Here is an 11,479-nt window from a genome sequence, read left to right as displayed (position 1 = left end):
GGGGGGGGCGTCAGGGGGGCAGTCTTCGGCGGTAGCGGCGGGGGGGGATGCTGGAGCTGTCTTTGCCCAAGTGTAATCTGCCACGCGACTGCGGCGTTTGAGGACGGAGCGTAGGTCGGTTGGTAAATGATAACGTGCTATCAAATCCGTTACACTGGCGACGTCTTCGCTGGTAATGCTGAAGCCGGGGCGTCCGGCCTTGGTGAGTTCTTCGGAAAGACGGGCCGCGAGGACAAGGCCGATTGCGACGGCTTCGCCGTGCAAGTAAGTGCCGTAGCCCGCGACATTCTCGATGGCGTGAGCGAAGGTGTGGCCGAGGTTCAATAATGCGCGTCCACCAGTGGCAGCCGTTTCCTTTTCGTCGTCTTTGACAATCTCAGCTTTGATTTCACAGCAGCGGTAAATGACGTCGGGTAGCGCTGGATGATCCCAAGCGAGCGGCTTTTCCAACTGCGTTAGTTGATCATAAAGCGCGGGGTCGTAGAGCATGCCGTATTTGATGACTTCTGCCATGCCAGCGGAGAATTCCCAGGCTGGAAGCGTCTGAAGATACTGTGTCGAAATATAGACTGCTTGGGGCTGCCAGAATGCGCCGACTAGGTTTTTGCCAGCGGAAATATTGATGCCGGTCTTGCCACCTACAGAGCTATCGACCATGGCGAGGAGGGTCGTGGGGATCTGGTAAAAATCAATGCCACGCAAGTAACTGGCAGCTGCGAATCCGCCAAGGTCACCGGTGACTCCGCCACCGACTGCGGCGAGGAATCCATCACGCCCGATGCCATTGGTGGCCAGGTGTTCGTAGATTTCACCAAGCAGCTTCATTGATTTTGCTGTTTCGCCGTTTGGATAGACGGGAATGGTGAAGCCGGATTTTAGCTGGAATCCATCTTTTAGCTGCTGGTCAATGAGCAACGCGCCTTCTCCGGCTTGATCAAGCTCCTGATTTCGCATCTCGCTCACATCGCTCCCGATCCAGATCGGGTAGCTGCGGTCGCCGAGTTCGACGATGAGTTTGCGGATGGGGGAGTCGTTGGAAGGAGTGTCGCTCATGAGTGGGAAAGCGGGACAGCAAAATGCATTTCGAGCATGGGGAAAAGAAAAAACCCGCGCTGGAAGACCAGCGCGGGTTGAAAGTGTTGAGTCGAAACTCAGCTAACTACTATATTAGTAGGAGAAGCCGAGGGTCGAACCGAACCAGACCTGGGAAGCGGAACCGAAGAAGTTCGCAGGACCGTTGCCAGCCAATGTGCCGCTGTCGCCGTCGTTGTTGATGGACCAGCGAACACCGATGGAACCGGAGACATTTTCGCTGAATGCATAAACGAGGTCGCCAGTTACACCACCGTAGGTGTAGCCATTGCTGTTATCAACAGGTGCAGTCAAGCCAGCAACTGGTGGATTCAGGATGAAGTTGGTTGCGGAACCGCCTGATGTGTCACCAGTGTTGAGCAGACCGAAGTATGCACCTGTGTCGATGGACAGGCCTTCAGCACCGAGGTACTCGCCGAGGTCCAGGCTATAACCGATCGAAAGCTCAACCAGAGTCTGCTTGAGGTCGAAGTCATAGTAGAAATAAACGGCAGGGCTCAGGAGGACGTCAGCCGACACACCGAAATAAACTTCAGTGGTGTGGTTGATGGCACCAGCACCAGCCGACTCAGGGTACCAGTAATAGGTAGCACCAAGATCAACGGTGAAGATGTCGGTCACTGGGTATGCATAACCAGCATAGAAGTCGATTTCGTTACCGATACCGGCACGAGCTGTTCCGACTGGAATACCACCAACGGTGATTGCAGTGGTAGCTGGAGTGATCGGTTGGTTGGTCCAAACACCTGCATAAAGGTCGCCGCCCAGAACTGGGTAGCCGAACTCAACGCTAGGTTGGAAAGATTGGTCAGCGAGCTTGGAAGCGCGGTAGACGTATTCGGTTTCGAAATCAAAGGTACCGCTGATGGACAGATCGCTGAGGAAGTCAGCAGATGCACCCGTTGCGGCGCCGATGATGGCGATAGTCGCGATGGTCTTTTTCATGATATGTGTGTCAGTTAGGTTTTGTTTGCTAGGTTTTATGAGCTGGTTAGGCTCAGCAAGACGAACATTTCCAAAAAACGTTCAAAATTTCAAGTTTTTTTTCGAGTTATCTTTCAGCATGTCGTATGCCGTTTCTCATGGAATGTTTCCCATATTGGCATAAATGGCTTGTTTACGGCCATTTTTTCCCGAAAACCAATGAATATCTGTATGTCTGACCATAATTGTTCAACTCTTAACTGCTCTCCGCGCATTTTTTTGGCGGCGGCTGTTTTTGCGTTTCTATCTGTGCTACTGGGTGCTTTTGGAGCTCACGGCCTCAAAGCTACGCTCGAATCTCACGACATGCTCGATGTCTGGAAGACGGCGGTGGACTACCAGTTCTGGCATGCATTGGCGCTGCTGGCGCTGTCGTTTCGGCCAGTGGAGCTGTCTCGTGGTCGCACCATTGGTTTGGCGGCGTGGTTTTTCGGAGTGGGTGTGGTCCTTTTCAGCGGGTCGCTCTATTGGCTGGCGTTGGGTGGCCCAAAATGGCTAGGCCCAGTTACGCCGTTGGGGGGTGCATGTTTTCTGGCTGGTTGGGGTATTTTGGCAGTTTTTGCTGCTAAAAGGTTGAAGTCCCACGCGCAATGATCTCATCTTAGAGGGACACGCTGGCGTTTGAACAACAACAACGGCCATACTGCCTTATCTATAAAAAATCATAATCATGAGCACCCAAACAGCCTCGAACCAACTCGAATCCCTGAAGCAATACACCAAGGTGGTTGCCGATACCGGTGATTTCGAGTCGATGAAAGAATATCAGCCGCAGGACGCGACGACTAATCCGACCCTGATTTACACGGCGGTCGAGATGCCCGAATACGCCCCTCTTTTTGATAAAGCCATTGCCGACAACAAGGGCTCCAGCCTGACTGGTGACGCCCTGAGTCGCCAGGTGATGATCGACCTGCTCGTCGCTTTTGGTTCGAAAATTCTGAATATCGTTCCAGGCCGCGTTTCGACCGAAGTCGACGCCCGTCTGTCCTTTGATGTCAATGGCAGCGTTTCGGTCGCCAAGGAAATTATCGCCCTCTATGAAAAGAACGGCATTTCCCGCGAACGTATCCTAATCAAGCTCGCTTCGACTTGGGAGGGCATTAAGGCCGCAGAAATCCTTAAGAAGGAAGGCATCAACTGTAATATGACGCTGCTCTTCTCCATGGCACAAGCCGTCGGTGCAGCGCAAGTTGGCGCACAGCTCATTTCGCCTTTTGTCGGCCGTATCCTCGACTGGTATAAGAAGGACACGGGCAAGGACTTCGCAGGTGCCGAAGACCCAGGCGTGCAGTCCGTCCAGCAGATCTATACTTACTATAAGAAGTTCGGTTACGCGACGGAGGTTATGGGCGCAAGTTTCCGCAACACCGGCGAAATCATTGAGCTGGCAGGTTGCGACCTGCTCACCATTAGCCCTAAGCTCCTTGCTGAGTTGGCCGCCAACAAAGGCACGCTGGAGCAAAAGCTCTGTGCTGATTCCGCGAAGGAAGCTGACATCGAGAAGCTCGACATCGACGAGAAGGCATTCCGCTGGATGCTCAACGAAGATCAAATGGCGACGGAAAAGCTGTCCGAAGGCATTCGCAAGTTCGGCCAAGACATCGTCAAGCTGGAGAACAAGATCGTTGCTGCTCTGTAAGGAGTCGTTCGACGCATATATTTATAATAAATCCCGGGTCATCATGGCCCGGGATTTTTTGTGTCCGGTGAAAAGGGGCTTTTGCTATGGCCAGATATGGTTTTAAGAGGAGGTCGCGGAGGGAGCAGAGCAAGATGATAAAAAAACAAGAGACCGCAAAGATTGCAGTAGCCTTATAAGTAAGCTCTGCGTTCTCTGCGATCTCTTGCTAAAAAAAGACCGTATCTTGTTCGGTGCTAGATGTCTTGCCGAGTGGCGGCGTCGTGATCGAGGTTGAAGAGGGCGTTGACGTGTTCGCCTGCGAGGGTGAGTTTTTGGACCCAATCCGAGGCGGTTTTTTCTTCTTCGACCTGTTCTTGCAGGAACCAGCTTAGGAAATGACGGGTTTCGTAATCCTTTGCTTCGTCGGCAACTTCGTAGATGTGGTGGATCTGGTTGGTGGTCTTTTCTTCGCTTTGAAGAGCAAGTTTGAATGCTTCCAGTGGCTTGGAAAAGGTTGGTTGCGGTTGAGCAATCGCTTCCAGACTGACCACGCCGCCTCGGTCGTTGAGGTAGCCGAAAAATTTCATCGCGTGAACGCGTTCTTCTTCACTCTGCTTGAGCATCCACTGGGCGAAGCCTGGATAGGGCTGCGTCTCGAACCACGCCGACATCGACAGGTAGAGATAAGAAGAAGTGAGCTCGTTGTTGATTTGCGTATTGATGGCCGCCGCCACGGAGTCGCTAATTTTCATAATAAAAAGTTGGGTTAACGTTCAATGCGTTAACGGTACGCGTATTGCTGGCGGGTGCCAAATCTTTTCGCGGTTTTTCGTAAGCTTACATCCTTTATTGGCTAAGGCGTCTTGTTGGCCTAAATGCGGTGTTGTTGATTTATCTGTGCTTAGGAATTAGCTGCGAAGAAGGGATTGCGGCTGCGTTCGTTACCCACCGTGGTTAGCGGACCGTGGCCCGCGCAAATCACGGTCTCAGCAGGCAGGGAAAGGAGGCGTTCGCGGATCATTTTTAGCGCGAGAGGATAGTTGGCGCGCACGCCGCCGATTGATCCGGCAAAGAGGGCGTCGCCTACTACAGCGATGGGGCGCGCCAGCCCTTGGATAACGTAGCTTGTGCCGCCGGGTGAGTGTCCACTGGTTTCACGGGCAAGGATTTCCAGTTCGCCGATTTTAAAGACCTGGCCGTCGCGGAGGGGTTGTGCGCCCGGAAGCAATTCGTTGGTGTGGACGTAAACGCTGCCGCCCGGTACGAGGGCTGACTTGAGCTGAGGCAAGGCCTCAATGTGGTCTTCATGCGTGTGGGTGAGGAAAATGGATTGAAGCGTCCAGCCGTTGCGTTGGAGGACGTCGAGCAAGGGTGTGGCGTCGGCCCCGCTGTCAAAAACGGCCGCTTGGCCGCTGGCGGGGTCTCCGATCAGGTAGGCGTTGACGGACATTTCAGGGTAGCTGGGGATCGGGTAGGGCAGGTTCACGCAGACGAGCCCCTCAACCTCAATCGGGTCAGGATACCAGGACTTTTCAGCTAGCGCAATGAGGGCGTCAGTGCAAAGACCCAAGCTTGGCGCAATGCCTCGTACCACAGCAGCGTCAAATTTGCCTCGGCGCAAACGGCGGATAGCGTCGCGGTCAATGCCGCATAGCTCGTCGAGCTGACCGTCGGAGAGGCCCAGCCCGGATTGAGCTTTTGCGATAACATCTTCGAGTGCGTCTTCGATGGGGATTCTCATAGCGAAATGATTTGCGCGGGTTGTCGCGTTGTCCAGTCTTCCCGCAAGACTGATGAATAAAATGAAGACAATGATACTGGCGCTCGCCATTGGGGGGATTTTGGCTGGTTGCACAAACACCGAGGCACCAACTGCGGTGATTTCGGGAGCACCGGAGCCATTGACGCGTGATGTGTTTTTTGATGTGCCGCGACGGGGACCGGTCCCGCTTAAGGTGGCGGGTAAGCTGCCATCGGTTATCAACGAATCCTCCGGTTTGGCGCAAGCAAGCGAGTCAGGCGTTTTCTGGACACAAAACGATAGCGGTGACCGGGCGCGTGTTTTCGCAATCGACGCCTATGGCAAACTGGTCGGCCAAGCAGGCAAGAGCGGTGTAGTCATTACTAATGCGCGTAACGTGGACTGGGAGGACTTGGCGGAGGACTTTCGTGGCAATTTGCTGATCGGTGCCTTCGGCAACAACAATAATCATCGCCGCGACTTGTCTATCTACCAAGTGCCGATGCCAGATCCGGCGACAGCAACCACCGCCGATGCAACGGCCCGCTGGATCTTTCATTTTCCAGATCAAAAAGAGTTCCCGCCAGAGGAGAAGAATTACGATTGCGAGGCCATGTTTGTCGCCCAGGGGAAAATCTATTTGCTGACCAAACACCGCGACGACACGATGACGACCCTTTACCGACTGGATTCGCGCGACGAAACGGAGTCCAACGCACTGACCCTGCTGGCCCAGGGAAACCTCCGCGGCATGGTTACCGGGGCGGCGAGTTGGAACGACGGCCAACGTGTGGCGGTGCTCTCGTATTCTGGCGTTTGGGTTTTCACTCCGCCAACGAGCGACGGCGCGCGTATATTTGAGGGAGCTGTCTCTTGGATGCCGATTCGCGCCGGGCAGGCTGAGGCTGTGGCGTTTCTCGATGCCGATACGCTCATAATAACGAACGAGCAGCGCGAGGTGTTTCACGTGCAAATCAGCGAGATGAGCACAGTTTCTCGGCGGGATTGACGGCTAAGAGTGTTTTCTCAGCCACCCTTGAGCGGTGTATTGTACGGACTTGGCGTCCTGGCAGAGCCAGCGTGTCAGGGTGCGTTCCTGTTCCTCGTCACTGAGCCGCCAGGGGAGGGTACTGGCGCGGAGGCGTTGGGTGAGTTCGTAGAGGCACAGTGAGCTGAAAACGGAGAGATTGTAGCTTTGCGTGAAGCCGTGGATTGGCAGACGAAACCAGATATCGGCTTCGGCGTGAGCTTCCTCGGTTAAACCTTTGCGTTCGTGGCCAATCAGAACGGCGAGTGGCTTGTCTAGCGGGATGGCGTCCAGCGGGATGGCGTCTTCGCGCAGGGTAGCTGCGGCAAGGCGGTAGCCCCCGGCGCGGAGTTGATCGAGACAAGTGGTGGTGTCGGCGTGACGCTCCAGGTCGATCCATTTGGCACCGCCCATGGCGACTTGGTTGCTGACCTTGAACTTGCGCTCCATTTCGATGACGTGGACGGTCTGCACGCCAAAGCATTCGCAGGTGCGCAGGACGGCAGAGCTATTATGGGGTTGATAGATGTCTTCCAGAACAACGCTCAGCCAGCGGGTGCGTTCGCCGAGCACGCGTTGCATTTCAGTGAGACGACGCGGGTGGGCGCGTTCGGCGATTAATTCTTCGCGTAACGCCGCCAGCGCATCGCGGGGCAGCACTTCGAGGGCGTCGACCAAGGAGTCGGGGAGGGGGTCCAGAACGGGATTGGGCATAGGTTGAATTGGAAATTATGAATCGCAAAACGCGAATTGCGACTATTGGCGAATGGGGGATGATCGTTCTCTGCTACGTCCAGATTCGCAATTCGTTATTCTCAGTACGTCTTTTATCTTTCGCAAATCGTCATTAATTAGTCCTTGACGCAGTGGCCAGGATGGCGCTTTATCCTCTCCTTTTTCCCACACAAACACTTTCAAACACCTATGCCAGTTGATGTCAAAGTCCGTAAAGGCGAGCCCATGGAAAAGGCGCTCCGCCGTTTAAAGAAGAAACTCGACCGCGAGGGCGTCATCCGTGATGTCCGCGCCAAGCGCTATTTTGAGAAGCCTTGTGAGGTGCGTCGTCGCAAACGTAAGGTTGCAGCGTTCAGCAACATGCTTCGTCAGCGCTACGAAAGTATGTAATTTTCTGGCATTTGCTTTTTAAAAAACCGGATCAGACCTAGTCTGTGCCGGTTTTTTTATGTCTCAAAAAAGGGACTGATTGACAAATGCTCGTAAAAAGAGCGGTTCTACCGACAGCGAGCTTGCGTTTATCTTATTAGCTCCTAGACACTTAAAGACGAACTGCTCCGGTTGCAACGGGCTCGCTATCATGCCCGGATGCTTCAACTTAAAAATAATCTGCTGTCATGAAATCATTCCACGGGATTGCATTCGGGATCTTGCTTACGGCGCTGTGCTTCAGTGGTTGCACTGGCGTTAATAACTGGTGGAAGCGCGAACACGCGCTCAAACCGCTCAAAGAGCAGTATTGGAACGGCGAATTGTCTTGGCCGGAATACCGCGAAAAGAAAAAAGCGCTAATCGCTCAGCTCGAGCGCACGGGTTACAAAACGCCAGATGATATGGCCATCGCCCTGCGTGAAGCCAAAGGGGATACCCACACGGTTAACGCCAGCGCCGAAAAATACACGGAGGAAAAATCCGACGCTGCTCAATTGGTCGTCGATAATAAAATGATCAAGGAGTATGAGGAGACCGTCATTGATATTCCGCCCCCTCCACCTCCCCCCCCTGCTGCTAAGGCTGGGGCTATTGATTATGGTATGCTCTCCCGCAGTATGAAAAGCTCTTCCGGCTCCTCCCGCGATACGGGCATTGTCTTAAAGCCTGCACCTGCACCAACGCCGGTACCAGTTACTGCGCCTGCTCCTGCTCCCGGCGTGGAAATGATCACAGACAGCAACGATATTAAATGGACTAAGGACCGCGACGGCGTTGTTACCTATCAGAACCCAAGGGATGACGAGTTGCGTAGGCCTGTTATCAAGTCTGGTTCTACGCCACAGTCGCCAGCAGTGAACAGTGTGCCAGTGGAGCAAGCTGGCCCATCCAAAGCAGCTCCAGTCAAACCAGCTCCGCCTGTCGATGAGGCCAAGGCTGATCCTGCCAAGGCACAATCAGAGCCTGTGATTATGGACTTGGGTGATATCTCGGAGTAAGTTCCTGATTTAGTTTCTGACAAACGATCTTTTTAACAGCGGCCGATGTTCTTCATTGGCCGCTGTTTTTTTTAGGGATTGCCCTGCTTAATCTGACGGCTGGGCGGCTTTTTGCAGACCGATCAGATACTCCCGATTACCGTCTCCGCCGGCTATGGGGCATTCGAGCTCACCGATGAGTATCGCACCAGGCAAGGAAAGGGCGTAATCCCGAACCGAGGCCAGTGCGTCTGCACGGACAGCTTTATCTCGAATGATGCCCTTGGTGCGGGTGACAATTTCCTTGGGTGCTTCAAACTGCGGCTTGACGAGAAGAAAAATCCGCCCATTGGGGGCAACGCGGTTCCAGACTGGCGTGAGTACCTTCTTTAAAGAGATAAAGGACAGATCCGCGACGACCAGTGGGTAGGTTTCGTGCGGCAGTTCCACTTCGTCCAGTGCGCGCGCGTTGATTCCTTCCAGACTGACAACACGTGGATCGTCATCGAGGCGGGGGTGGAGTTGGCCGTGTCCCACATCTATTCCGGTGACGTGCGCCGCGCCGCGTTGGAGCAGGCAGTCCGTGAAGCCGCCCGTGGAGGCTCCCACGTCGAGCGCATTCATTTCTGTGATATCCAGCGGGAAGGCTTGGAACCAGGCCTCCAGCTTGTCGCCGCCTCGAGAAACGAAGCGTATGGGCTCAGAGATGATTAGTCGTTCGTCCTCGGGAAGCTTCTGGCTAGGCTTGTTGACGACTGATCCGTCAGACCGCAGCACTTTACCGGCGCGGATCAGGCGTTGGGCCACAGCGCGGGAATCCACTTCACCTTGTGAAAGTAGTAATTCGTCGGCGCGAATGTGGGATGGGGGGGGGGGGGAGGCCATGGGAAAGAGTGAATTGCTATAATGAGAGAGTTATTCACCGTAATTAGCAGGTTATTCACAAAAATCAGCCCCCAAATGCACCAAAATCGTTACGGATGATAGATTTACGAATAGAAAAACGTTGACGAGTGGGTCAAAGTGGGGTCTTGTGGGAGAGAGTGGAGCTGATGTTTCTTCCTTTTTCACCATGATCGATTTTAACCAGGGCCTATATGCAGGTGAGTTCAGACACAATCTGGACTCCAAGCGGAGGCTCACGGTCCCGTCTAAGTGGCGGAGCGATGGTGATGAGCAGCAGACCTACTTGGCGTTCCCCGATCCTGCGGGTTGCGTGACGGTTTATCCGCCTGAAATGGTTGCCGAGCTGAAGGAGAAAATCTCCAAGATCAGCATCGGTGATAAGAAGGGGCGTCGGGCCATTACGCGTCTGTTGGGATCGGCTGATAGTTTCTCTTTCGACAAGAGCGGCCGCATCAACATCAACGATCGCCTTTTCCAGCACGCCGACATCTCCAAGGAGGTGGTCTTGGTGGGCACCGTAAATTTCTTTCAGCTCTGGTCACCCGATCGCTACGACGCCTATGTGGCGGATGCCGACGAGGAAGACGGCGATCTTGGCGACATCCTCGCCGATCTGGGCTTCTAAACCAAATCCAATGCACAGTTTTAACCGAACATCCGAACATGAAAATCAGCAAACAACTCTACAACGCCGGCGTCTTGGGCCGCCAACGGTCAGGACCTACCGACTGGGAATTTGACCAGCCGCGCCGCCCGCTTGCCCGTCAGGACTTACCCTTTATCGAAGGGTCAGCCCGTGAAGAGCCTTCTATAAAGGTATCGGCGCGTGGATGGAGAGTCCTCGCCCATGTCTTGCACCTTCGCTAGTGGCCCCACACTCCTTCGCCAAATGACTGGACACCTGCCCGTGCTGCTTCGCGAGGTACTTGAGTGCTTTGCGCCCATGCAGCCCGGTCGGTATCTAGATGGCACTTTTGGTGGCGGCGGGCACACGACCGCTCTCCTCGAAGTTGGCGAAGGCATTCATGTGACAGGGTTAGACTGCGACCCGGCCGCTGCTGAGCGAGCCGAACGTCTTCGGGAGCGCTTTCCTGACCAATTTTCGTTCTTTGATCTTAATTTCCGCAAACTGGACAAACTAACGCAAACGGGTTTCGCCGGGGTTCTTTTGGACCTCGGCGTTTCCTCCTTTCAGTTAGACCAGGCTGAGCGAGGCTTCTCTTTTCGCGAGGACGCGCCCGCGGACATGCGCTTGAACCCGCGTCAAGGCGTGTCTGCTGCCGAGTTCCTTGAAACCGCCAACCGCGAGGACGTCGTCCACGCTATCCGCAACCACGGTGAAGAACTCAAGTGGCGCCGGGTGGTCGACGCCATTCTTGATGCGCGAGGCTCCGGCCAACTGCAATCCACGGCCAAGCTGGCCGCGTTGATCGCGGCTGCCATCGGCCCACAGCGTCGTGGCGAACGCATCCACCCCGCGACCAAGTCGTTTCAGGGCATCCGCATTGCCGTGAACGATGAACTGGGCGCGATTGAGGAAGTTTTGCCTAAGGCCTTCGAGGCACTCGCGCCGGGAGGCGTGCTAGCCGTTATCAGTTTCCACTCCCTGGAAGACCGCCTGGTGAAGCGATTTTTTAATCGCGTCACTGGACGTCCCGAGCATGGCCGTGACTCCCGCTCGCAAGACGAGCGAACTCAGCTCGCGGATCGGCTCACCCGCAAACCGGTCACCGCTTCGGAAGCGGAGATCGCCGCCAACCCTCGCAGTCGGTCGGCCAAACTCCGGGCCGTCCGCAAGCTGCTCTCTCCTCAATGCTGAGGCTATGAAGACTGCCATTAATTCAGATCACATTTGGGATATGCTCAAGCGCCGCTCTACCTCGCAACTCAACTTTCGCCGACTTCGGCGGAGTGTGTCGCGCCGGTTCGTCGCTTTGTCCGCTCGTCGGAAACAACGTTAA

Annotated in this window: 15 protein-coding genes; 9 read left to right on the top strand and 6 right to left on the bottom strand. The window is 54.7% G+C overall.

Annotated features, from left to right (window positions below):
- A partial coding sequence (locus tag IE065_RS15940; RefSeq protein WP_189516894.1) for a 3-dehydroquinate synthase family protein occupies positions 1-1,053 on the bottom strand: 1,053 nt, incomplete at its 3' end.
- A 114-nt stretch (positions 1,054-1,167) separates the two neighbouring features.
- Complete coding sequence (locus IE065_RS15935) at positions 1,168-2,037, bottom strand: TorF family putative porin (RefSeq protein WP_189516892.1); 870 nt, start codon at positions 2,035-2,037, stop codon at positions 1,168-1,170.
- A gap of 210 nt (positions 2,038-2,247) precedes the next feature.
- Here IE065_RS15935 and IE065_RS15930 point away from each other — a divergent pair, with 210 nt between their 5' ends.
- Both IE065_RS15930 and tal read left to right on the top strand, forming a co-directional pair.
- Entirely contained in the window at positions 2,248-2,670 is a 423-nt protein-coding gene (locus IE065_RS15930; RefSeq protein ID WP_189516890.1) for a DUF423 domain-containing protein, read from the top strand.
- Positions 2,671-2,746: 76 nt separating this feature from the next.
- Positions 2,747-3,718 carry a transaldolase gene (gene tal, locus IE065_RS15925; protein ID WP_189516889.1) on the top strand — a complete coding sequence of 324 codons (972 nt, stop codon included), beginning with the start codon at positions 2,747-2,749 and terminating at the stop codon, positions 3,716-3,718.
- 236 nt (positions 3,719-3,954) lie between these two features.
- Here the strand turns inward: tal and IE065_RS15920 are convergent, their stop codons facing one another.
- Together IE065_RS15920 and IE065_RS15915 are read right to left on the bottom strand one after the other, a co-directional pair.
- On the bottom strand, positions 3,955-4,452 hold the full coding sequence (locus IE065_RS15920) for a ferritin (protein WP_189516887.1): 498 nt from the start codon (positions 4,450-4,452) through the stop codon (positions 3,955-3,957).
- Positions 4,453-4,601: 149 nt separating this feature from the next.
- The gene (locus IE065_RS15915; RefSeq protein ID WP_189516885.1) at positions 4,602-5,441 is read right to left on the bottom strand and encodes an MBL fold metallo-hydrolase; all 840 of its coding nucleotides are present in this window, start codon (positions 5,439-5,441) and stop codon (positions 4,602-4,604) included.
- A 61-nt stretch (positions 5,442-5,502) separates the two neighbouring features.
- Between IE065_RS15915 and IE065_RS15910 the strand changes: the two genes are divergently transcribed.
- On the top strand, positions 5,503-6,450 hold the full coding sequence (locus IE065_RS15910) for a hypothetical protein (protein WP_189516883.1): 948 nt from the start codon (positions 5,503-5,505) through the stop codon (positions 6,448-6,450).
- A gap of 3 nt (positions 6,451-6,453) precedes the next feature.
- On the opposite strand, the gene IE065_RS15905 is transcribed toward IE065_RS15910, so the two are convergent.
- Entirely contained in the window at positions 6,454-7,182 is a 729-nt protein-coding gene (locus IE065_RS15905; RefSeq protein WP_189516881.1) for a TrmH family RNA methyltransferase, read from the bottom strand.
- Positions 7,183-7,392: 210 nt separating this feature from the next.
- On the opposite strand from IE065_RS15905, the gene rpsU reads away from it, so the two are divergent.
- Positions 7,393-7,593, top strand: coding sequence for a 30S ribosomal protein S21 (gene rpsU / locus IE065_RS15900; RefSeq protein ID WP_189516879.1), 201 nt, complete (start codon positions 7,393-7,395; stop codon positions 7,591-7,593).
- A 227-nt stretch (positions 7,594-7,820) separates the two neighbouring features.
- Positions 7,821-8,633, top strand: coding sequence for an SHOCT domain-containing protein (locus IE065_RS15895; protein WP_189516877.1), 813 nt, complete (start codon positions 7,821-7,823; stop codon positions 8,631-8,633).
- Positions 8,634-8,720: 87 nt separating this feature from the next.
- Here IE065_RS15895 and IE065_RS15890 read toward each other — a convergent pair whose 3' ends face one another.
- Positions 8,721-9,497 (bottom strand): TlyA family RNA methyltransferase, encoded by a 777-nt coding sequence (locus IE065_RS15890; RefSeq protein ID WP_189516875.1) that lies wholly within the window; start codon positions 9,495-9,497, stop codon positions 8,721-8,723.
- 187 nt (positions 9,498-9,684) lie between these two features.
- On the opposite strand from IE065_RS15890, the gene IE065_RS15885 reads away from it, so the two are divergent.
- Genes IE065_RS15885 through IE065_RS17915 form a run of 4 tightly spaced genes read left to right on the top strand, consistent with a single transcriptional unit; the run spans position 9,685 to position 11,479 of the window.
- Complete coding sequence (locus tag IE065_RS15885; RefSeq protein ID WP_189516873.1) at positions 9,685-10,143, top strand: division/cell wall cluster transcriptional repressor MraZ; 459 nt, start codon at positions 9,685-9,687, stop codon at positions 10,141-10,143.
- Between the two features lie 38 nt (positions 10,144-10,181).
- The gene (locus tag IE065_RS15880) at positions 10,182-10,385 is read left to right on the top strand and encodes a hypothetical protein (protein ID WP_189516871.1); all 204 of its coding nucleotides are present in this window, start codon (positions 10,182-10,184) and stop codon (positions 10,383-10,385) included.
- The gene (gene rsmH, locus IE065_RS15875) at positions 10,366-11,337 is read left to right on the top strand and encodes a 16S rRNA (cytosine(1402)-N(4))-methyltransferase RsmH (RefSeq protein WP_229792142.1); all 972 of its coding nucleotides are present in this window, start codon (positions 10,366-10,368) and stop codon (positions 11,335-11,337) included. Before IE065_RS15880 ends, rsmH begins: the two co-directional genes overlap by 20 nt.
- Before the next feature lie 4 nt (positions 11,338-11,341).
- Positions 11,342-11,479 carry a hypothetical protein gene (locus IE065_RS17915; protein WP_194500050.1) on the top strand — a complete coding sequence of 46 codons (138 nt, stop codon included), beginning with the start codon at positions 11,342-11,344 and terminating at the stop codon, positions 11,477-11,479.

The organism is Cerasicoccus arenae, assembly GCF_014651635.1.
Classification (GTDB): domain Bacteria; phylum Verrucomicrobiota; class Verrucomicrobiia; order Opitutales; family Cerasicoccaceae; genus Cerasicoccus; species Cerasicoccus arenae.
The sequence above is the reverse complement of the archived record's forward strand: the minus strand, read 5'-3'. Positions and strand labels throughout refer to the sequence as shown.